Consider the following 21,593-nt stretch of genomic DNA (forward strand, 5'->3'; position numbering starts at 1 on the left):
TTCTTAAAAATTTATATAGTAGATTGACACTAGAATAGTACACTACAGTTACTAAAACATTTTTAGAAATTCATTTAGCTTTCCTAATCGATTTGTTCGTATCTTATTTCATTCTATTATATCTAGCAGATTTTTTTGAAAAGAAAACCAGTAAAATCATCTGTTCTACTGGTTTCATTTTTAATAAAATTGTTTATATGGTTGATTGAAAGCTGTTAGGATTTCATCAGATGTTTGTGAATAATCTTTTGTTTCTTTCAAATCACCTTTTACAATAATACGTTCTGTAGCAGCAAGGTCTTCACAGGTTACTAATGTAATCTCATTGACCCCATCTCTATCATCAACTTCATCAACACGATCCGGTGTCACACGTTTGACTTCACGGATTTCATAGGTATAAACTTTATTTTTATCGGTTAGATAAATCTTCATACCATTTTTAGCGTTATCCAAAGGAGAAAATAACATTTTATTAGCATTATCAACACCAAAGATATGGTGACTAGCTAGACTATAATTTCCTTCTCCCATTACTTGCTCGCGTTTCATCGTACCAGCACCGTAGAAGAGATTAACATTATCAAGTCCTTTAAAAATCGGCAAATTCATTTCCAATTCAGGAATTGCAATTCCCCCAATAACTGGTAATTTTTGAGCATCCCATTGAGAAGCTAGAACAGCTTCCGAAGAGATCGCTTTGACCGAATCAAAATCAAAATTTCCTTCTGTATCCTGATTTTCTTCTATTTTTTCTTTTGATACCTGGCTAACTTGATACTTATTGGTATTCCAGACCATGAAAATATTTCGAATTTGCGCATTAAAAATCAAAGCCAGTGACAGTACTATCAGAAATCCTGCTAGGATATTTGTCAGCAGATTTTTTCGTTTATTTTTCTTTTTATTATTTTTTTGAGACATTATGCTTCACCTTCTGTTTCATTTTCTGTCCCAACTTCTTCTTTTTCTGCCGCTGCAACCGTTGTGAAGGTCACTATCTGAGCATCTTGATCCAGGCGCATTACTTTAACTCCCATAGTTGCGCGTCCTGTTTGTGAAATATTGGCAAGATTGGTTCGAATCATGACACCTGTATCAGTGATAATCATCACATCCTCATCCCCTTGAACAGTCATAAGACCGGCCAGCAAGCCATTTTTTTCGGTAATTTTAGCTGTCTGCATTCCCTTACCACCACGACCTTTAGTTGGGTATTCAGTAGCGACTGTACGCTTACCATATCCTTTTTCTGTGATAATAAGAACCTCATCTTGATCAGTAATCAAGCTGGCACCAACAACTGTATCTCCTTCACGAAGGTTAACACCTTTCACACCTGTGGCGATACGACTCATGCCGCGAACGGCTGATTGATTAAAGCGAACTGCATAACCAAACTTGGTACCAATGATAATATCTGTATCTTCTTCTGTCAGCAGTACATTGATCAACTCATCTTCGTCCTTGAGGTTCAAAGCTTTGAGACCATTTTGACGAATATTAGCAAATTCCTTGACACTGGTTCGCTTCACAATACCGTGACGGGTTGTAAAGAAGAGATAAGCATCATCACTGCGATCAGACTCAACATTGATAACCGTCTGAATACTTTCACCTTCATCTAATTTCAAAAGATTGACAATTGGCAATCCCTTGGCAGTACGGCCATACTCAGGAATTTCATAGCCTTTCAGACGATAGACACGTCCTTTGTTTGTGAAGAATAGCAGATGATCATGGGTGCTAGTTGACACTAGCTCACGAACAAAGTCATCATCTTTCACTCCCGTTCCTTGGACACCGCGGCCACCACGTTTTTGGGCAGTAAACTCATCCTGATCCAAACGCTTAATGTAGCCTTTGTTAGAAAGGGTAATTAAGACATCCGATTCTTCAATCAAATCTTCATCTTCAAGACTCAAGACTTCACCGACCATCAACTCTGTACGACGCTTGTCACCAAACTTACGCTTGACTTCGTCTAATTCTTCTTTGATGATTTGAGAAACACGTTCTGGTTTAGCAAGAATATCCGCCAAATCCGCAATCAGAGCCAAGAGATCATCATATTCAGACTGAATTTTATCGCGTTCCAAACCTGTCAAACGACGAAGACGCATGTCTAGGATAGCCTGACTTTGTCGTTCAGAAAGCTTGAACTTACTCATCAACTCGGCTTGTGCTTCTGCGTCCGTTTCACTAGCACGGATAATACGAATCACTTCGTCGATATGGTCTAGCGCAATCAAGAGACCTTCTAAAATATGAGCACGCGCTTCCGCTTTTTCCTTATCAAAACGAGTACGTCGAACAACCACTTCTTTTTGGTGCTCAATATAAGCATCCAAAATCTGACGAAGAGACAAAATCTTCGGCACACCGTTCTGAATCGCCAGCATATTAAAACCAAAGTTGGTTTGCATCTGGGTCATCTTGAAGAGGTTATTGAGGATAACATTAGCTGAGACATCGCGCTTAACTTCAATCACGAAACGAACACCTTCACGGTTGGACTCATCACGTACTGCTGTGATCCCTTCAATGCGTTTTTCCTGAACCAAACGAACAATATGCTCATGCACCTTGGTTTTATTGACCATGTAAGGAAATTCCGTTACAACGATGCGCTCACGACCAGTCTTAGTTTCTTCAATTTCAGTACGAGAACGAAGGACAATAGAACCTTTACCTGTTTCATAAGCCTTATGGATGCCTGATTTCCCCATCACAAGGGCGCCTGTTGGAAAATCTGGACCAGGCAAGACTTCCATCAAATCCTTAGTAGTCACTTCAGGATTGTCCATGACCAACTTCACTGCATCAATGGTTTCACCCAAGTTATGAGGCGGAATATTGGTTGCCATACCAACCGCGATACCAGTTGCTCCATTGACCAAAAGGTTTGGAAAACGTGCTGGCAAGACCAAGGGTTCCCGTTCATTGGCGTCATAGTTATCAACGAAATCAACTGTATTTTTATTGATATCACGAAGCATTTCCAGAGCAATCTTGCTCATACGTGCCTCAGTGTAACGCTGAGCGGCAGCACCATCACCATCCATGGAACCAAAGTTCCCATGACCATCTACAAGCATGTAACGGTAGCTCCACCATTGAGCCATACGGACCATGGCTTCATAAATAGAGGAATCCCCGTGTGGGTGGTATTTACCCATGACGTCCCCTGTAATACGAGCAGATTTTTTATGAGGTTTGTCTGGAGTAACACCCAATTCATTCATTCCGTAGAGAATGCGACGGTGAACAGGTTTCAAGCCATCTCGAACATCAGGAAGAGCCCGGGCTACGATAACACTCATGGCGTAATCGATAAAGCTCGTCTTCATCTCCTTTGTCAGATTGACATTCACTAAATTTTTATCCTGCATTAATAAATGCCTCATTTCACAATTAGTAAGTAACAACATTATACCATAAATTCCCATCTATTTCAGCCTCTAAACCACTAAAACGTTTACATTGAGAACTATAAGGCATATTCGTGACAAAGTTTTTTAAAAGTGATAGAATGAAGTTGTCTGGGGAAAATCCCCTAATAAAATTAAGGAGATGTTTAGAACAATGACTTCAACTAAACAACACAAAAAAGTTATCCTTGTCGGTGATGGTGCTGTAGGTTCATCTTACGCTTTTGCACTTGTTAACCAAGGAATTGCACAAGAGCTTGGAATTATCGAAATTCCACAATTGCATGAAAAAGCTGTTGGTGACGCACTTGACCTTAGTCACGCCCTTGCCTTCACTTCACCTAAAAAAATCTATGCAGCTCAATACTCTGACTGTGCAGACGCTGACCTTGTTGTGATCACTGCAGGTGCGCCTCAAAAACCAGGTGAAACTCGTCTTGACCTTGTAGGTAAAAACCTTGCTATCAACAAATCAATCGTAACTCAAGTTGTTGAATCAGGTTTCAAAGGTATCTTCCTTGTTGCTGCTAACCCAGTTGACGTTTTGACTTACTCAACTTGGAAATTCTCTGGTTTCCCTAAAGAACGCGTTATCGGTTCAGGTACTTCACTTGACTCAGCTCGTTTCCGTCAAGCACTTGCTGAAAAATTGGATGTAGATGCTCGTTCAGTTCACGCTTACATCATGGGTGAACACGGTGACTCTGAGTTCGCTGTTTGGTCACACGCAAACATCGCTGGTGTAAACCTTGAAGAATTCCTTAAAGACACTCAAAATGTTCAAGAAGCTGAATTGATTGAATTGTTCGAAGGTGTTCGTGATGCAGCCTACACAATCATCAACAAAAAAGGTGCAACATACTACGGTATCGCAGTAGCCCTTGCTCGTATCACTAAAGCAATCCTTGACGATGAAAACGCAGTACTTCCACTTTCAGTATTCCAAGAAGGTCAATACGGAGTTGAGAACGTCTTTATCGGTCAACCAGCTGTTGTTGGTGCACATGGTATCGTTCGTCCAGTAAACATTCCATTGAACGACGCAGAAACTCAAAAAATGCAAGCATCTGCTAAAGAATTGCAAGCTATCATTGACGAAGCATGGAAAAACCCAGAATTCCAAGAAGCTTCTAAAAACTAATTTAACCATAGACAACTCCTTGAATTATCAGGGAGTTGTTTTTTTCTGTATTATAGTAGGTTGAAGTTGAAATAGCACCCTGTTACTCTAAAACGTTGTTATAAAATGCTTTAAATTCCTAATTGATTTGTTCAGATTTTATTTCATTCCTCTATAAAACGCATAGTATCAAGTTTTTATACCTGATAATATGCGTTTTATTGTGTCAAGACTTACTTGATTTCTCCTCGAATCAAGTTTTGTTTCGTCTCACCTTTATGATATTTTTTCAACTAAGTCCTGTATCATCCGATGCAGTTCTTCGATTTTCTCAGATTGCTTCTCTAGTAATATTCTCTGACTAGATAATTCATCTTGAAGTTGATCAAGTTTTATCTGTTCATCTGGATTATCTTTTACAAAAAAGTTCGTCAAGGCACTTGTTAGCATCCCTATTGTTCCAATACCGACAAGCATCAGTAAAACTGCTAGCCATTTCCCAAAAAGGGAAACTGGAACAATATCACCATAACCAACAGTAGTTACTGTCACAAGAGCCCACCAAAGACTATCTGAGAAAGATTTTTCTTCAACTACAGATAAAATTGAACTTCCAACTAGAACGATAAAAATATTAACATACAAGATATAAATCAGGCCATTTGTCCGTAAGAATCTACTAATTTTTCTTTCTAATTTACCTGTAAGTCCAATTATTCTAAGTAAACGAGTCAGTTTCAGTAATTTTGTCAGCCTTGCTAAGCGGAAGATACGCCCTAATCGAAAAACTGTGAAAATAGCATTTAAAGGCAGGATAGCTAGCAGATCAAAGATATTTTCAATTATGAATCGCCATTTCCCTTTACTTAAAAAGAACCGCCAACTATAATCAATTACAAAAACACCCCAGATTACTAAATCAATAATACTATAAGGCTGATTGTCCAAATCAATCATCTCAACAAATCCAAGCAAGACTAGAATAACAGAGATTAAAGCAAGTAAAATAATTGTTGTATCATAATAATCTGCAAAAAACCATTTTCTTTTCACACTACTTCTCCTATGTTATTTTTGAACGTTATATCACAACAAATATCTACTAATTTATAAAAAGAACACCTTCTCAGCGTTCTTTCTATATCTCTGTCAATGGTGTGGCGGTATCTGGTGAGGTATCATAAACCTTAAAGTCTACTCCAACTCCCAGATCAGCTTGTGCTAGCTGGTTGACCATGGTCATGTGAGCCAGTTCCTTGATATTGTTCTCCTTAGATAAATGCCCAAGGTAGATTTTCTTAGTGCGGTTTCCCAAGGTACGAATCATCGCTTCAGCACCATCTTCGTTAGAAAGGTGACCGAGATCCGATAGGATTCGCTGTTTGAGACGCCAAGCGTAAGAACCTGCTCGCAAAATCTCTACATCATGGTTGGACTCGATAAGATAGCCGTCCGCATTTTCGACAATGCCTGCCATACGGTCACTGACATAACCTGTATCTGTCAAAAGGACAAAACTTTTATCATCCTTCATAAAGCGATAGAACTGCGGTGCGACTGCATCATGACTCACACCAAAACTCTCGATATCGATATCTCCAAATGTCTTGGTTTTGCCCATTTCAAAGATATGCTTTTGCGAAGAATCCACCTTGCCAAGATACTTACTATTTTCCATAGCTTGCCAGGTCTTTTCATTGGCATAAAGATCCATACCATACTTGCGAGCTAACACACCCACTCCATGGATATGATCTGAATGCTCATGGGTAATCAAGATGGCATCCAAGTCTTCTGGCTTGCGGTTAATTTCAGCAAGGAGACTGGTAATTTTCTTACCAGACAAACCTGCATCCACTAAAAGCTTCTTTTTGGGGGTTTCCAGATAAAAGGAATTTCCACTGGAACCCGACGCTAAAATACTGTATTTAAAGCCTGTTTCACTCATTCTAGTCTTCTACTTCGTCCTCCCATACTTCTTCTTTCACTGCATCCTTATCATAAGGGAGCACAATTGTGAAAGTTGATCCCTTACCGTATTCACTCTTGGCCCAAATAAAGCCATTATGCTGTTTGATAATTTCTTTAGCAATAGACAGTCCCAGACCTGTCCCACCTTGGGCACGACTTCTAGCACGATCCACACGATAAAAACGGTCAAAGATACGTGGTAAATCCTGCTTAGGAATGCCTAAACCATGGTCTGAGATAGATAAAATCATCTGGTCTTCAGTTGTCTTCATTCTAACAGTGATTTTACCACCATCTGGCGAATACTTAATAGCATTATTTAAAATATTATCAATCACCTGTGTCATCTTGTCTGTATCAATTTCCATCCAGATAGAATTGATAGGATAATCTCTCACCAACTCATATTTCTTTTCCTTTTCCTGTCCTTTCATCTTGTCAAAACGGTTGAGGATAAAGGTAATAAAGGCAGTGAAGTTAATCAGTTCCACATCCAAGTGACTGGTGGCGTTATCAATCCGTGAAAGATGGAGGAGGTCCGTCACCATGCGCATCATACGGTTGGTTTCATCCAGAGAAACCTTGATGAAGTCTGGTGCTACAGTTTCACACAAAGCCCCCTCATCCAAGGCTTCAAGATAGGATTTTACGCTGGTCAGAGGAGTCCGTAACTCATGGCTAACATTGGATACGAAGAGTCTTCGTTCGCGTTCTTCCTTCTCCTGCTCCGTCGTATCGTGCAAAACAGCCACCAAACCTGAAATAAAGCCAGACTCTCGACGTATCAAGGCAAAGCGAACTCGAAGGCTCAGATATTCGCCATTGACGTCTTGGGAATCTAGCAACAATTCTGGACTTTGGGTAATCAAATCACGCAATTCATAGTCTTCTTCTATCTTGAGTACTTCCAAAATGCTTCTATTCAGAACATCTTCCTTAACCAGCCCCAGTTGCTTCATGGCTGTATCGTTAATCATGATAATCTGACCCCGACGATTGGTCGCAAGGACCCCATCTGTCATATAAAACAGAATACTATTTAGTCTCTTACTCTCTTGTTCTAGATTTTCCTGAGTGAGACGAATAACCTCCGACAAGTCGTTCAAATTATTGGTAATATTGGTGATTTCAGACCCACCTTGCATATCAAGAACCTTGGAATAATCTCCTGCAATCAAATCTTTAACCTTTTGATTGATTTGCTTCAATCGAATATTATCACGTCTATTCTCCAGTAATAGGAGGGTCACAACAAGGATGAAACCTAACAAAATCAGGATAAAGATAAAATCTCTGGTAAAAATGGTTTGTTTCAGTAAATCAAGCATTATTTCTCATGTAATACCCTACACCACGGCGCGTCAAGATATACTCTGGTCGGCTGGGCGTATCTTCAATCTTCTCACGCAGACGTCGGACAGTCACATCAACCGTACGGACATCACCAAAATAGTCATAACCCCAGACAGTCTCAAGTAAATGTTCGCGCGTGATGACTTGACCTGTATGCGATGCCAAATGATACAAAAGCTCAAACTCACGATGGGTTAAGTCTAGTTCTTCGCCATATTTTTTAGCCACGTAGGCATCTGGAACAATTTCTAAATCCCCAATTTGGATAGGTTGAGGCTTGCTATCTGCTTCCTGCCCATCTACTGGCATAGGTTGAGAACGACGCAGAAGAGCTTTGACACGCGCCTGCAACTCACGATTGGAGAAGGGTTTGGTTACATAGTCATCTGCCCCAAGTTCCAAACCGATAACCTTATCAAATTCACTATCTTTGGCTGAAAGCATGATAATAGGTACACTACTGGTCTTGCGAATGGTCTTAGCAACTTCTAAACCATCAATTTCCGGAAGCATCAAATCCAGAATAATAATATCTGGCTGCTCTGCTTCAAATTGCTCTAGCGCTTCACGACCGTTAAAAGCAGTTACAACTTCGTAACCTTCCTTGGTCATATTAAACTTGATAATATCCGAGATTGGTTTCTCATCATCTACAATTAGTATTTTTTTCATATGTTCACCTTTTTCTCTACTATTATACCAAAAAAATGACAAGAAGACACGATAGCTAGTCTTTGCTACTGTCTAAGTTGGCTTTTGCATAAGCCTGCCAGATTTTTTGTTGGGGTTTGGCAAGTGGAACATCCTTGAACTCTTCTGGTGAAAGCCAGCGAACTTCCCTATCTGAAAAATCATGGTAGTCACTTACCTGACCTGCTACAATCTGTACATGCCATTTACGATGACTAAAGACATGCTTGACAGTCTCAAAATAACCATCAAGCCAATCAACATCTAGGTCATAGTCCTGCTGGAAACTCTCCTCTGGACTAGGGCCAAAGTTTACACTTTCTTCTGCAACCTGATGAAAGAGGTCAAACTGCTCTTCTTGCGAAAACTCATCTACTTCTATCAAGGGAAAATGCCAAAATCCTGCTAATAACTTTTCACTTTCATTTTTTTCAAGTAAAAATTGTCCCTGAGCATTTTTCACAACTAGGGCTTTTAGATAAATGGGAACTGGCTTTTTCTTTGGAGCCTTAATTGGATAACGGTCCATGCTTCCATTCTGATATGCCGCACTGAAATCCTTCACTGGACTCTCTTCTGGCCTAGGATTTACAGGAGCCTCAATATCAGACCCTAAATCCATCAAAGCTTGGTTAAAGTCGCCCGGACGATCCGGATCAATCAAGATTTCCATCATTACTTGAAAAATTTTACGATTACTTGGAATCCCAATATCATGGTTGACTTCGAACAGACGCGCCAAAACCCGCATGACATTACCATCGACCGCTGGCTCAGGCAAATTAAAAGCGATACTGGAAATGGCTCCTGCAGTATAAGGTCCAATTCCTTTCAAGCTGGAAATTCCTTCATAGGTGTTTGGAAATTGGCCCCCAAAGTCAGTCATAATCTGCTGAGCTGCAGCCTGCATATTACGAACTCGAGAATAATAACCCAAACCTTCCCAAGCCTTCAACAAACCTTCTTCAGGAGCTGTTGCCAAACTTTCCACTGTTGGAAACCAGTCCAAGAATCGTTCATAATAAGGAATAACTGTATCCACCCTGGTCTGCTGAAGCATGATTTCAGATACCCAGATGTGATAAGGATTTTTACTTCTCCTCCAAGGCAAATCTCTTTTGTTTTCATCATACCAAGCGAGAAGTTTCTCACGAAAAGAAATGATCTTCTCCTCCGGCCACATGACGATACCGTATTCTTTCAAATCTAACATATCTCTAGTATAACACAGAAGACTCTAACTGTCCTTTTCCTAGTATTAAAAAGCCTCTTCCCAAGAGAAAGAGGACTGATACTCAATAAAAATCAAAGAGCAAACTAGGAAGCTAGCCGCAGGTTGCTCAAAACACTGTTTTGAGGTTGTGGATAGAACTGACAGAGTCAGTATCATATACCTACGGCAAGGTGAATCTGACGTGGTTTGAAGAGATTTTCGAAGAGTATAATTCTTATTGATGAACTGCTTGCAGTCTGAGAAAAAATGAGTTTGGGACAAAAGTCTAACCTTAAATATAAAAAGCGAACAAAACGAGTTATCTGACATTCAGAATTCTATCTTGTTCGCTTTTTTTCTTAATCTATTGATTTTAAAAATTTATAATAAAGAATTCCTAAAATCAAAATCTTTTTGTCCCAGACTCACTTAAAGTCAATTACAATATACTAGAACAAGCCTAGAACGGTTCCATCGCTTTCAACATCCATATTAAGAGCAGCAGGGCGCTTTGGAAGTCCTGGCATGGTCATGACATCACCAGTTAAGGCAACGATGAAGCCTGCACCTAATTTTGGCACCAATTCGCGAATGGTAATTTCAAAGTTTTCAGGTGCCCCAAGTGCATTCGGATTGTCTGAGAAGCTATACTGGGTCTTAGCCATACAGATTGGCAATTTGTCCCAACCGTTTTGAACGATTTGAGCGATTTGTGTTTGAGCTTTCTTTTCAAAGTTCACTTTGCTACCACGGTAGATTTCAGTAACAACCTTTTCAATCTTTTCTTGGACAGAAAGGTCATTATCATACAAACGTTTATAGTTAGCTGGGGTTTCAGCGATAGTTTTGACAACTGTTTCGGCAAGTGCTACTCCACCTTCTGCACCATCAGCCCAGACACTAGCCAATTCAACTGGTACATCGATTGAGGCACAAAGTTCTTTCAAGGCTGCAATTTCAGCTTCTGTATCAGAAACAAATTCGTTGATAGCTACTACTGCTGGAATACCAAACTTACGGATATTTTCAACGTGGCGTTTCAAGTTAGCAAAACCTGCACGCACTGCTTCTACGTTTTCCTCTGTCAAAGCGTCTTTAGCCACACCGCCATTCATCTTAAGAGCACGAAGTGTTGCGACAATGACAACTGCATCTGGAGATGTTGGCAAGTTTGGTGTCTTAATATCAAGGAATTTCTCAGCACCAAGGTCTGCACCAAAACCAGCTTCTGTAACTGTGTAATCAGCCAAGTGAAGGGCTGTTGTCGTTGCCAAGACAGAGTTACATCCATGAGCGATATTGGCAAATGGACCACCGTGTACAAAAGCAGGTGTACCGTAAATTGTCTGAACCAGGTTCGGCTTAATAGCATCCTTCAAAATCAAAGCTAAGGCACCTTCAACCTGCAAATCACCTACAGAAACTGGTGTACGGTCGTAACGATAACCAATAACGATATTCGCCAAACGACGTTTCAAATCTTCAATATCAGTCGCCAAGCAAAGAATAGCCATGATTTCAGAAGCAACTGTAATGTCAAAGCCATCCTCACGAGGAATACCGTTTAGAGGACCACCAAGTCCAACCGTCACGTGACGAAGAGCGCGATCATTCAAGTCCACAACACGTTTCCAGAGGATACGACGTTGGTCAATTCCCAACTCATTTCCTTGATGCAAGTGGTTGTCAATCAAAGCAGAAAGAGCGTTGTTAGCAGTTGTAATGGCATGCATGTCTCCAGTAAAGTGGAGGTTGATGTCTTCCATTGGCAATACTTGAGCATAACCACCGCCAGCAGCACCACCCTTGATCCCCATGACTGGACCAAGAGACGGTTCGCGGATAGCAATCATAGTTTTCTTGCCAATCTTGTTCAAGGCATCCGCAAGACCAATGGTAATAGTTGATTTTCCTTCACCTGCTGGTGTTGGGTTGATAGCAGTAACCAAAATCAATTTCCCAACTGGATTGCTCTCAACTGCACGAATTTTATCAAAGCTGAGTTTAGCTTTGTATTTTCCGTACAACTCTAAATCGTCGTAAGAAATTCCAAGTTTCTCTACAACATCAACGATTGGCTTCAACTCAATACTCTGTGCGATTTCAATATCTGTTTTCATTCAAAACTCCTCTAACCTCTTATATGATAATTCATTATAACACAAAACAAGATTTTTAACATCCGAAAACTCTCTAAACGTTCGTAAATATCCCTATTTTTAAAGTTTTTAGAGCCCTTTCTTAAATTTTATATGCCTTTATAGTTTGAAACTATAGAATAATGAAAAAATAATTTAGTCAAGAAAATAGCTGTCAATTTCAGATAAATTATGTAAAATTATTGTATCTTCAATTTCTAATTTTTCTGCCAACTCAATAGAATATTCAAAACTAAGTTTAGTATTTAACGATAAATCAAACGAATAATCTTGTAATTTACCCAATTTTTTATATTTTTCTATGATTTCGTTATAAATACCAAGGTAATGTTTATCTAAAATTTTTATGTAATTATTCAGATTTTCCTTATAGTCTTGAATGATTTTTTGTTCGCTATCATTTAATATTCCCTTCCCTATTTCCCAAATGAGTGAGCTGGCTATTGAGCCTACTACAGAACCTAGAACTGGTATAGGAATCATTGTTTGACCAATACAAGCACCTATTGTTGCAAAGGAAGCATCCATTACATTTAATGTCAAAAGATTCATAAATTCATCTTGGGTTATTTCAGTAGATCTATACTTTAGAACAATGTCTATCATTCCATAAGTTGCCATAACTAAGGCACTAGCATTTGGAGCACTAATCCCCAAGACGTTTGTTAATCCGTAAATTGAATAACCAGATATTGCACCCTTTACAACTCCTTCAGCTGTATTCAATCCACAATCTAACCAATCTGACTGTTCGAATTCAAAAATACTTTTTCCTTCTTTATATTTTCCATAAACACTCGACATCAAAGCTAAACCACCCTGTAAAAAAGTTGCGTTTCTTGCAACCTTGTTAGCTTCTTTTAAATTTGGTAATGCATGTTTTTGGGCTACTAATCTTTTTTTATTTAATTCTTGTTTTTTCAGTTTGACTGTTTTATAAATATTTTTCTGTTCAGAATCCAATAAAGAGTTAATTGAATTCTTTTGAGCGTCTTTATAATCTAAAGCAGAAGATTTCATCCAAGATCTGTATGAAGTAAGTCCCTTACTTTCAGTGATATCATTAATCATTTGGCGTATATCCGTAATTTGTTTAATGGATAATCTCTTGCCATTAAATTCAACTTCTTTTGCTCCAGCCATTATTTTTTCAAATACTTGAACGTGATCTTTTGGAAACATCATTTTCATTTTTGTATTGTAAAAAAATGATTGTTCTAATTCATCACGTAAATTATTATAAAACTTCATTTGAATGGTGTTTCTACCAATTAATAAATCGGCTGGTCCATTGTCATTCAATACTTTAACTATTGGGTTTAATCCCTCAATTGCTCTCCTTGCATTTACAATTCCTGCTTCTGCAAACTCTGCTATAAAACCATGTACTCCACGATCACCGCCACGATTTTTAACAATAACATCTTCTATATTATCTTTAGCATAATCTAAAAATTTAGAGGCATTATCCTTGTTTAAGATGACATTACGAGCTTCATCTTCTATCATTTTCATAGCAATTTGTAAGTCTTGAATTCTTAAATTATTTAAGCAATTGACATATGCTCCAATACCTTGGTTAAATGCTTGATTAAAAATTTGATTAACCATTTATTTTAATTCCCTTATTTATCATAGCTGTCAGTGATAGTGTTGAATTCACTAAATTACCTGCTTTATATTTTTCATCTTCAGTAAATAAGCTATAGTCCATTCCAGTTAAAGATAAATTGGCTAAATAAATTCCTTCTGTTTGTTTTTCAGTTAGTTCTATTAATTCCGTAACTTCTATTACCTTTTCTTTAAGTTGTCTAGCCAACAATTCTACCTTTTTCTGTTCCTCTATAGCCTCTTTTGCAACTTCTTCATTTTTCCTATTAGCTACTACACCAGCGCCTACAGAAGCGGTCAACATAACGCCTGCAATTCCCCAACCGACAGGACCAGCTAATGCTAAAAATGCGTTACCTGCTGCCACTCCACCGCCACCAGCTGCTACACTTCCACCACCTAACCAAGCCAGAGCGGCGCTATTTGCTGCAGCACCTGTCAAACTTGAAATTGCAGTACCTGTTGATGCAACACCAAATGTAGTTGCAACACCCATAGCGGCAGTAGGCCCCAAAGTTGCAACTGTTACTCCTAATGCGCTAAGAGAAGCCGTAGCCGCTGTGCTACCACTTGCTAATTCAGCTTCCTTAATTGACTGTGAAATAGCAATTTGCTTATCTTCAAAATTCTGAATTTCAACATCAATTTCTTCTAATTTTGTTTCAAACTCTTTTGGCTTATTGGCTAGCTTACTAATTCTTTCTTCAATAATTTTTACAACTTTGACCGCTTTTTCCCTAACCTGATAGAGTTCTGTTGATTTATTAGCTAAATTATCAGCTTCATCATTATACAATCTTATAGATTCTTTATATCCCTCGACAGCTTCTTGTCTAAGTTTAGAATTAAAAAGGTCAACAGTATCAATTTGCTCTTTCGTATTATTCGCTATTTTACCCGCTTCATTAAAAGTTTCCGATGAAGCTTTAGTTACATGTTCTGCCACATCACTAGCTACCCCAATAGCTTTTTCAGAAACATCTGTGATAACATCGCCAACCTGACTTGATACATTTTCTATAACTTTTACAGACTCTGTAATAGCTTCTCCAGTAAATTTCCCTGCTTCATTTAATACTTTACTGGCAGCGGATCCAGCATTATTCAATACCTTACTAGCTTCTTTTGTAAAATTATCAGCAAATTTAAAAAAATCCATTAAACACTCTCCTTTATTGCATATACTCCTATTATGCAATAAACAAAAGAGATTGTCAAAATCGACCATATATTAATTTACTCAATTTTTATCGCTTTCATTTTACTTACCGTTTATTTTTGTGTACAATAGTGCTATGAAAATTTTAGTTACATCGGGCGGTACCAGTGAAGCTATCGATAGCGTCCGCTCTATCACTAACCATTCTACTGGTCGCTTGGGGAAAATCATTACAGAAACCCTGCTTGCTGCAGGGCATGAAGTTTGTTTGATAACAACAAAACGAGCCGTGAAGCCAGAAGCCCATCCCAACCTAAGCATTCGAGAAATTAACAATACCAAGGACCTTCTACTGGAAATGCAAGAACGTGTTCAGGATTATCAGGTCTTGGTCCACTCAATGGCGGTGTCTGACTACACTCCTGTTTATATGACGGGGCTTGAGGAGGTTCAAGCTAGCTCTAATTTGGAAGAATTTTTAAGCAAGCAAAATCATCAAGCTAAGATTTCTTCAACTGACGAGGTTCAGATTTTGTTCCTAAAAAAGACACCCAAAATCATCTCTCTAGTCAAGGAATGGAATCCTGCTATTCATCTGATTGGTTTCAAACTGCTGGTTGATGTCTCTGAGGATTATCTCATCGAGATTGCCCAAAAAAGTCTTATCAAAAACCAAGCAGACTTGATTATTGCAAATGACCTCACTCAAATCTCAGCAAACCAACACCGAGCTATCTTTGTGGAGAAAGATCATCTTCAAGCAGTCCAGACTAAAGAAGAAATTGCAAAACTCCTCCTTGAAAAAATTCAAGCCTATCATTCTTAGAAAGGAAAACTATGGCAAATATTCTCTTGGCTGTAACGGGGTCAATCGCCTCTTACAAGTCGGCAGATTTAGTCAGTTCTATAAAAAAACAAGGTCATCAAGTCACTGTCTTAATGACTCAGGCTGCTACAGAGTTTATCCAACCTTTGACACTACAGGTACTCTCACAGAATTCTGTCCACCTAGATGTCATGAAGGAACCCTATCCAGACCAAGTCAATCATATCGAACTTGGAAAAAAGGCGGATTTATTTATTGTAGCCCCTGCAACAGCTAATACTATTGCAAAACTAGCCCACGGCTTTGCAGATAACATGGTGACCAGTACAGCTCTAGCCTTGCCAAGTCATATTCCCAAACTCATCGCACCTGCTATGAATACAAAAATGTATGACCATCCAGCAACCCAGGCTAATCTGAAAACATTAGAAAGCTACGGCTATCAGCTGATTGCTCCTAAGGAATCCCTACTAGCTTGTGGAGACCATGGACGAGGAGCTTTAGCCGACCTCACAATTATTTTAGGAAGAATAAAGGAAACTCTCGATGAAAAAACGCTCTAATATTGCACCCATTGCTATCTTTTTTGCAACCATGCTTGTGATTCATTTTCTAAGCTCACTTATCTTTAACCTTTTCCCATTCCCAATCAAACCGACCATCGTTCATATTCCTGTCATTATTGCCAGCATTATTTACGGTCCACGAGTTGGGGTTACACTTGGATTTTTGATGGGACTACTTAGTTTGACCGTTAATACAATTACGATTCTGCCAACCAGCTACCTCTTCTCACCATTTGTACCAAACGGAAATATCTACTCAGCTATCATTGCCATCGTCCCACGTATTTTGATTGGTTTAACTCCTTATCTAGTCTATAAACTAATGAAAAACAAGGCTGGACTAATCCTAGCTGGTGCCCTTGGTTCACTTACCAACACAGTCTTTGTACTTGGTGGAATTTTCTACCTTTTTGGAAATGTCTTTGATGGTAATATCCAAAAACTCTTAGCAACCGTTATCTCAACAAATTCGATTGCTGAATTAGTTATTTCTGCAGTTCTAACCCTAGCCATTGTTCCAAGACTGCAAACTTTGAAGAAATAAAAACAATCTCCGCTTTCAAACTTGAAGGTGGAGATTTTGCTCTGTATAGTTTGGATTTTTAGTGAAATGTTTGCTAGTCTTTAACTAAAAAATGACTTATAAACCTAAGTAAATCCTTGCTTTATTGTCTTGTTTATTGTACTATACTAGTGTATATACAGACAAAAGGAGATTCTTATGAATACACGGAAAAAGACACAATTTATGACAATGACTGCCCTTTTAACGGCTATTGCGATTTTGATTCCAATTGTTATGCCTTTTAAGATTGTCATTCCACCTGCTTCTTACACTTTGGGAAGCCACATCGCTATTTTTATTGCCATGTTCTTATCGCCCTTGATGGCTGTTTTTGTCATCCTAGCCTCTAGTTTTGGATTTTTGATGGCTGGCTATCCCATGGTTATCGTATTTCGAGCTTTTTCTCATATCTTTTTTGGGACTTTGGGAGCTCTTTACCTACAAAAATTTCCCGATACACTAGATAAACCAAAAGCTTCCTGGATTTTCAACTTTGTATTAGCGCTTGTCCATGCCCTTGCTGAAGTGTTAGCCTGTGTCCTTTTTTACGCAACTTCTGGTACCAATGTAGAAAATATGTTTTATGTTCTCTTTGTGCTAGTTGGATTTGGTACAATTATCCATAGTATGGTAGACTATACATTAGCACTAGCTGTCTATAAAGTGCTTCGAAAACGTCGTTAAAAGGAAGAACTATGACAAAAGATCGCAAACAAGCCCTGCTCCAACTCTTGAAAGAAGCTCCTAAAGCCCTTAACGGCCAAAGTTTGGCGGAACATTTTCATGTCACACGTCAGGTCATTGTACAGGACATTGCAATTTTGAGAGCCGATGGCGCTCCTATCCTATCCACTAATCGTGGCTACGTCTATAAGCAAGTTGATGTCAATCCATACGTCCACAAACTTTTCAAAGTCAAACATGAAGTTGAAGAAATCGGGCAGGAACTCCTCGCTATCGTCGATAATGGAGGGCGTGTCCAGAATACCTTGATTGACCATCCCGTCTATGGAGAAATTGAAACCTTGCTGAAACTGTCTTGTCGCAGAGATGTGCAACACTTTCTAGAACAAGTCGAGCATTCTGACTTTAGACCTTTATCTGAATTGACAGATGGCATCCATTACCACCTAGTCGAAGCCGAGACACAACAAGACCTCCACTATATCGAGGAGGCCTTGGATCAGCTAGGTTATTTAGTAAAAGACTAGAAGATTTTCTTCTCCCAATCATCTTCTGTACGGCGAGGGTAGAAAAATTCAGATTTGTCCGGAGCTTCCATCATCTCCATCAAGGGTAACATATCATAGGCCAGATCCAAGTTTGGAATCTGGTCTTTTTGAATCCAATATCTCAAATAGTAACAATGATATTTAAAAACCACATTGAATGAAAATTAACAACTACTTGCTTACTAAAAATATATCACCAGTTATGTTGATCAACATTATCCTTAGTCACAAGATAAATTGGAGAAACTGTTTCTTTTTCCAGTTTTTTCCCTTGATAATGATCGATTGCTGATTGAATAGCAATTTCACCCATCTTAGCTGGTTGCTGAGCAATAGTGGCAGTAATATCACCTTTTGCAATAGCGTCATGTGCATCTGGTTGACCATCAATACCAACAATTAATACATTGCTAAGACCAGCTGCTTTTACTGCTTGTGCAGCTCCTAACGCCATCTCATCATTCTGTGCAAAGATTGCTTGTACTTCTTTGTTTCCTTGAATCATATTTTGCGCTGTATTCAAAGCTTTTGCGCGATCAAAATTAGCAGATTGACTAGAAAGAACATCTAAATTTGTCTTTGAAATTTGTTCAAATCCTTTACCTCTATCCACAGTTGCAGAAGCGCCAGGGACTCCTGATAATTCAAAAGTTTTTGCTTTTTCTCCCAATTGCTTGGTAATAAATTCTGCAGCCATTTTACCTGCTTCTACGTTATCAGAAGCAACAGTTGTCAAGACTTCACCACCATTACTACCGCGGTCAATTAAGATTACTGGAATATTTGCATTATTAGCAGCTTTAATAGATGTAACAATTGCATCAGAATCAACTGGATTAATTAGTAAAGCATCTACATTTTGACTAATAAAATTCTGAATATCATCTGCTTGTCTAGCAGCATCATCTTGTGCATCTGCTATCTTCAAAGTTACTTCTTTTTCTCCTGCGGCTTTTTCAAGACCATCTTTCATAGCCACAAAATAGGGATTGTTAGTAGTCGAAATAGAAACTCCTAATTTTAATTCTTTTGCCGACTTTTGAGTCGTAGATTTGTTATCATTTGATGAATTTCCTAAACCAGTTTTTCCACAAGCTGCTAAAGCAAAAATAAATGTTACAAACAAAGCAAAAATGCTAATTTTTTTAATAATTTTCATGTTATTACTCCTCGTAATATATATCTATAGGGATAGTTTCCATCCCGACTATTGTTCGTCATCTAATAAATTGTTACTATTTCCAAAAAAATTGAAAATGATTCTACTGTTTTACAACTTTAAAACGATCAATCAGAACAGCAATTAAAATTACAACTCCTTTTACTACTTGCTGCCAAAATGCTGAAACACCAATAATATTAAGTCCATTATTCAAAACTCCAATAATTAAAGCACCTATTAGAGTCCCCAGTATACGACCTTTACCTCCTGATAATGAGGTTCCTCCAAGAACAACAGCTGCAATAGCATCCATTTCATAACTAGCACCTGCTGTTGGTTGAGCAGAACTTAAGCGTGATGTTATAATTAATCCAGAAATTGAAGCCATAATACCTGATATTGAATAAATGATAATTTTCACTTTATTTAGTTTCACACCTGATATATATGCTGCTTTTTCATTCCCCCCTATAGCATATACAGATTTACCAAATGCTGTTTTATGAAGTAAAACATATAAAACAATAAATACAATAAACATAATAATTACAGGAAATGGAATTCCTACTATGTAACCTTGCCCCAAAAATTGAAATAAGAATGTATCACTTAATCCTTTTGTAATAGGATTCCCATTTGTATAAACAAGTGTTGCTCCCCTAAAAATAGTCATAGTCGCTAAAGTGACGATAAATGGAGCTAATTTCCCGTAGGAAATCAATAACCCATTCATCATACCTAGAATGCAACCCAAAATTAAAGAGATGAGAATTGCTAACGTAACAGGCATTCCAGATCCTAATAAACCTGCTGTTAGCGCACTGGATAAGGCTAAAATTGATCCTACTGATAAATCGATTCCACCTGTTAGAATAACAAAAGTCATTCCAAAAGCAATCAGTGCATTTGATGTTACTTGCAATAGTAAATTTAACAGATTATTTGCTGTTAAAAAATTTGAATTGATAATAGTGATGACAGCCATTAAAATTATCAATGCTATTACCGTTGTCAATTCTGACATGTACTTCATAGTATTTTTCACACTATTGTCCTCCTGTAGCTAGTTGCATAACTTTTTCTTGTGTAGCTTCTCGACGTGTTAATTCCCCACTAATTCTACCTTCATGCATGACCATAATGCGATCACTGACTCCGATCACTTCTGGTAAATCTGAAGAGACCATAATAATCGGTACACCTCGTTCAGCTAATTCATTCATTAATTGGTAAATTTCACGCTTAGCTCCAACATCTACCCCACGAGTTGGCTCATCTAAAATCAGTACTTTTGGTGCAATACCTATCCATTTTGCTAAAACTACTTTCTGTTGATTACCACCAGAAAGTGTCCCAACTTCCTTATCTGGATAACCTGATTTAATTTGTAACCTATCAATTAAGCGTTGTACAAATATACCACTTGTTTTATTATCGAAAATGCCATTTTTAACAAAATCACGAGTACTAGGTAAAGTCATATTATCTTTAATAGAAAAATCTAAAATCAATCCCTCATCTTTACGATCTTCTGTTAAGAAACCAATTCCATGCTTAATTGCTTCAAAAGGATTTTTAATTATCAGTTGTTCTCCGTTTATTATAATTTGACCAGATTTTAAAGAATCAATTCCAAAAATTGCTCGCATTATTTCAGTACGACCAGCACCCATCAAACCAGAAAAACCAAGAATTTCCCCTTGACGTACATAGAAAGAAACATCCGTAAAAGCATCACCAGAAAGATTCTTAGCTTGAAAAATAATATTCCCAATCTCAGCCTTTTTTTCTGGATAATAATCTTCTAATTCACGCCCCACCATCTTTTGAACTAATTCATCCGCATTAGTTAACTTCGTTTTCTTAGTATCAATTACAAACCCATCCCTCATAACAGTTATAAGATCTGTAATCTTAAAGATTTCTTCCATCCGATGTGAAATATACACAATACCTACACCATCAGATTTTAATCCTTCTATCACTTTAAAAAGTGTTTCAGTTTCACGATCAGTTAAAGCTGCTGTGGGTTCATCCATAATTAACAAGGAAACTTCTGATAATAAACATTTTGCTATTTCTATCATTTGTTGTTGTCCGACTGATAATTGACCAATGATTGCATCAAGAGGAATAGAGATATTAAGACGTTTAAATGCTTCTTTAGCTTTCCTTTCCATACTAGCTTTATCTAAAAAACCAATCGAATTTTTTATTTCTCTTCCTAAAAAAAGATTATCAAGTACAGTCATATCTGGCCAAGTATTCATTTCTTGATGAATAAAACTCAGTCCAAACCGTTCTGCCTCTTGAGGATTAGAAAATGTTTTTTCTTTTCCATCAATAAAAATAGTTCCTGAAGTAGCTGGAAAAAGTCCAGTTAAAATATTCATTAAGGTTGATTTGCCTGCACCATTCTCTCCCATTAAAGCATGAACTTCTCCTGAATTAAGAACCAAATCAATACTTTCTAAAACACGATTATTCCCAAAAGATTTTGAAATGTTCTTCATTTCAATTTTCATAGGCAACCCC

Annotated in this window: 19 protein-coding genes and 1 pseudogene; 6 read left to right on the forward strand and 14 right to left on the reverse strand. The window is 38.0% G+C overall.

Annotation, left to right across the window (positions count from 1 at the left end; all coding sequences use genetic code 11):
- Positions 1 to 180: 180 nt before the first annotated feature.
- Positions 181 to 924, reverse strand: coding sequence for a sortase SrtA (gene srtA, locus WKI23_RS04145; protein WP_130886013.1), 744 nt, complete (start codon positions 922 to 924; stop codon positions 181 to 183).
- A complete protein-coding gene (gene gyrA / locus WKI23_RS04150; protein ID WP_368079048.1) occupies positions 924 to 3,392 on the reverse strand; it encodes a DNA gyrase subunit A in 2,469 nt (822 codons plus the stop codon). The genes srtA and gyrA overlap by 1 nt, the downstream gene beginning before the upstream one ends.
- A 193-nt stretch (positions 3,393 to 3,585) precedes the next feature.
- On the opposite strand from gyrA, the gene WKI23_RS04155 reads away from it, so the two are divergent.
- Positions 3,586 to 4,572: an L-lactate dehydrogenase gene (locus WKI23_RS04155; protein WP_000204727.1), complete on the forward strand. Its 987-nt coding sequence runs from the start codon at positions 3,586 to 3,588 to the stop codon at positions 4,570 to 4,572.
- A gap of 255 nt (positions 4,573 to 4,827) precedes the next feature.
- Here the strand turns inward: WKI23_RS04155 and WKI23_RS04160 are convergent, their stop codons facing one another.
- The 8 genes from WKI23_RS04160 to WKI23_RS04195 all read right to left on the reverse strand — a co-directional run bounded on the left by WKI23_RS04160 (position 4,828) and on the right by WKI23_RS04195 (position 14,707).
- On the reverse strand, positions 4,828 to 5,604 hold the full coding sequence (locus tag WKI23_RS04160) for a potassium channel family protein (protein WP_368079049.1): 777 nt from the start codon (positions 5,602 to 5,604) through the stop codon (positions 4,828 to 4,830).
- Positions 5,605 to 5,689: 85 nt separating this feature from the next.
- Entirely contained in the window at positions 5,690 to 6,499 is an 810-nt protein-coding gene (locus WKI23_RS04165) for an MBL fold metallo-hydrolase (protein WP_000004962.1), read from the reverse strand.
- Position 6,500: 1 nt separating this feature from the next.
- Complete coding sequence (gene vicK / locus WKI23_RS04170) at positions 6,501 to 7,850, reverse strand: cell wall metabolism sensor histidine kinase VicK (RefSeq protein ID WP_368079050.1); 1,350 nt, start codon at positions 7,848 to 7,850, stop codon at positions 6,501 to 6,503.
- Entirely contained in the window at positions 7,843 to 8,547 is a 705-nt protein-coding gene (gene yycF, locus WKI23_RS04175; RefSeq protein ID WP_050259789.1) for a response regulator YycF, read from the reverse strand. The genes vicK and yycF overlap by 8 nt, the downstream gene beginning before the upstream one ends.
- 55 nt (positions 8,548 to 8,602) lie before the next feature.
- Positions 8,603 to 9,778, reverse strand: coding sequence for an A/G-specific adenine glycosylase (gene mutY, locus WKI23_RS04180; protein ID WP_368079051.1), 1,176 nt, complete (start codon positions 9,776 to 9,778; stop codon positions 8,603 to 8,605).
- Positions 9,779 to 10,227: 449 nt separating this feature from the next.
- Positions 10,228 to 11,898, reverse strand: a complete 1,671-nt coding sequence (locus tag WKI23_RS04185; protein ID WP_368079052.1) for a formate--tetrahydrofolate ligase — start codon at positions 11,896 to 11,898, stop codon at positions 10,228 to 10,230.
- Between the two features lie 174 nt (positions 11,899 to 12,072).
- Positions 12,073 to 13,548: a hypothetical protein gene (locus WKI23_RS04190; RefSeq protein WP_368079053.1), complete on the reverse strand. Its 1,476-nt coding sequence runs from the start codon at positions 13,546 to 13,548 to the stop codon at positions 12,073 to 12,075.
- Complete coding sequence (locus WKI23_RS04195) at positions 13,541 to 14,707, reverse strand: hypothetical protein (RefSeq protein ID WP_368079054.1); 1,167 nt, start codon at positions 14,705 to 14,707, stop codon at positions 13,541 to 13,543. The genes WKI23_RS04190 and WKI23_RS04195 overlap by 8 nt, the downstream gene beginning before the upstream one ends.
- Positions 14,708 to 14,843: 136 nt before the next feature.
- Here WKI23_RS04195 and coaB point away from each other — a divergent pair, with 136 nt between their 5' ends.
- The 5 genes from coaB to WKI23_RS04220 all read left to right on the forward strand — a co-directional run bounded on the left by coaB (position 14,844) and on the right by WKI23_RS04220 (position 17,875).
- A complete protein-coding gene (coaB, locus tag WKI23_RS04200) occupies positions 14,844 to 15,533 on the forward strand; it encodes a phosphopantothenate--cysteine ligase (protein WP_368079055.1) in 690 nt (229 codons plus the stop codon).
- A gap of 11 nt (positions 15,534 to 15,544) precedes the next feature.
- A complete protein-coding gene (gene coaC / locus WKI23_RS04205; RefSeq protein ID WP_368079056.1) occupies positions 15,545 to 16,096 on the forward strand; it encodes a phosphopantothenoylcysteine decarboxylase in 552 nt (183 codons plus the stop codon).
- Positions 16,080 to 16,643: an ECF transporter S component gene (locus WKI23_RS04210; protein WP_049539770.1), complete on the forward strand. Its 564-nt coding sequence runs from the start codon at positions 16,080 to 16,082 to the stop codon at positions 16,641 to 16,643. Before coaC ends, WKI23_RS04210 begins: the two co-directional genes overlap by 17 nt.
- A gap of 177 nt (positions 16,644 to 16,820) precedes the next feature.
- The gene (locus tag WKI23_RS04215; protein WP_173278426.1) at positions 16,821 to 17,348 is read left to right on the forward strand and encodes an ECF transporter S component; all 528 of its coding nucleotides are present in this window, start codon (positions 16,821 to 16,823) and stop codon (positions 17,346 to 17,348) included.
- Positions 17,349 to 17,359: 11 nt separating this feature from the next.
- Positions 17,360 to 17,875: a transcription repressor NadR gene (locus WKI23_RS04220; RefSeq protein ID WP_000159189.1), complete on the forward strand. Its 516-nt coding sequence runs from the start codon at positions 17,360 to 17,362 to the stop codon at positions 17,873 to 17,875.
- Here the strand turns inward: WKI23_RS04220 and WKI23_RS04225 are convergent.
- From WKI23_RS04225 to WKI23_RS04240, 4 genes and pseudogenes are all read right to left on the reverse strand, one after another.
- Positions 17,872 to 18,012, reverse strand: a pseudogene (locus WKI23_RS04225) (8-oxo-dGTP diphosphatase); the annotation flags it as partial. The gene WKI23_RS04220 and the pseudogene WKI23_RS04225 sit on opposite strands and share 4 nt — an antisense overlap.
- Before the next feature lie 77 nt (positions 18,013 to 18,089).
- Entirely contained in the window at positions 18,090 to 19,055 is a 966-nt protein-coding gene (locus WKI23_RS04230; RefSeq protein WP_023940186.1) for a substrate-binding domain-containing protein, read from the reverse strand.
- Positions 19,056 to 19,158: 103 nt separating this feature from the next.
- Positions 19,159 to 20,103, reverse strand: coding sequence for an ABC transporter permease subunit (locus WKI23_RS04235; protein ID WP_004248623.1), 945 nt, complete (start codon positions 20,101 to 20,103; stop codon positions 19,159 to 19,161).
- A gap of 1 nt (position 20,104) precedes the next feature.
- Positions 20,105 to 21,583, reverse strand: a complete 1,479-nt coding sequence (locus WKI23_RS04240) for a sugar ABC transporter ATP-binding protein (protein WP_368079057.1) — start codon at positions 21,581 to 21,583, stop codon at positions 20,105 to 20,107.
- Positions 21,584 to 21,593 lie beyond the last annotated feature (10 nt).

Origin of the sequence: Streptococcus pseudopneumoniae (assembly GCF_038148955.1) — a bacterium.
Lineage (GTDB): Bacteria > Bacillota > Bacilli > Lactobacillales > Streptococcaceae > Streptococcus > Streptococcus pseudopneumoniae_T.

Excerpts from the sequence above, each read along its gene's own strand:
- srtA (WP_130886013.1), bottom strand. The coding sequence starts at position 924 with ATGTCTCAAAAAAATAATAAAAAGAAAAATAAACGAAAAAATCTGCTG.
- gyrA (WP_368079048.1), bottom strand. The coding sequence starts at position 3,392 with ATGCAGGATAAAAATTTAGTGAATGTCAATCTGACAAAGGAGATGAAG.
- WKI23_RS04155 (WP_000204727.1), top strand. The coding sequence starts at position 3,586 with ATGACTTCAACTAAACAACACAAAAAAGTTATCCTTGTCGGTGATGGT.
- WKI23_RS04165 (WP_000004962.1), bottom strand. The coding sequence starts at position 6,499 with ATGAGTGAAACAGGCTTTAAATACAGTATTTTAGCGTCGGGTTCCAGT.
- vicK (WP_368079050.1), bottom strand. The coding sequence starts at position 7,850 with ATGCTTGATTTACTGAAACAAACCATTTTTACCAGAGATTTTATCTTT.
- yycF (WP_050259789.1), bottom strand. The coding sequence starts at position 8,547 with ATGAAAAAAATACTAATTGTAGATGATGAGAAACCAATCTCGGATATT.
- mutY (WP_368079051.1), bottom strand. The coding sequence starts at position 9,778 with ATGTTAGATTTGAAAGAATACGGTATCGTCATGTGGCCGGAGGAGAAG.
- WKI23_RS04185 (WP_368079052.1), bottom strand. The coding sequence starts at position 11,898 with ATGAAAACAGATATTGAAATCGCACAGAGTATTGAGTTGAAGCCAATC.
- WKI23_RS04190 (WP_368079053.1), bottom strand. The coding sequence starts at position 13,548 with ATGGTTAATCAAATTTTTAATCAAGCATTTAACCAAGGTATTGGAGCA.
- WKI23_RS04195 (WP_368079054.1), bottom strand. The coding sequence starts at position 14,707 with ATGGATTTTTTTAAATTTGCTGATAATTTTACAAAAGAAGCTAGTAAG.
- coaB (WP_368079055.1), top strand. The coding sequence starts at position 14,844 with ATGAAAATTTTAGTTACATCGGGCGGTACCAGTGAAGCTATCGATAGC.
- coaC (WP_368079056.1), top strand. The coding sequence starts at position 15,545 with ATGGCAAATATTCTCTTGGCTGTAACGGGGTCAATCGCCTCTTACAAG.
- WKI23_RS04210 (WP_049539770.1), top strand. The coding sequence starts at position 16,080 with ATGAAAAAACGCTCTAATATTGCACCCATTGCTATCTTTTTTGCAACC.
- WKI23_RS04215 (WP_173278426.1), top strand. The coding sequence starts at position 16,821 with ATGAATACACGGAAAAAGACACAATTTATGACAATGACTGCCCTTTTA.
- WKI23_RS04220 (WP_000159189.1), top strand. The coding sequence starts at position 17,360 with ATGACAAAAGATCGCAAACAAGCCCTGCTCCAACTCTTGAAAGAAGCT.
- WKI23_RS04230 (WP_023940186.1), bottom strand. The coding sequence starts at position 19,055 with ATGAAAATTATTAAAAAAATTAGCATTTTTGCTTTGTTTGTAACATTT.
- WKI23_RS04240 (WP_368079057.1), bottom strand. The coding sequence starts at position 21,583 with ATGAAAATTGAAATGAAGAACATTTCAAAATCTTTTGGGAATAATCGT.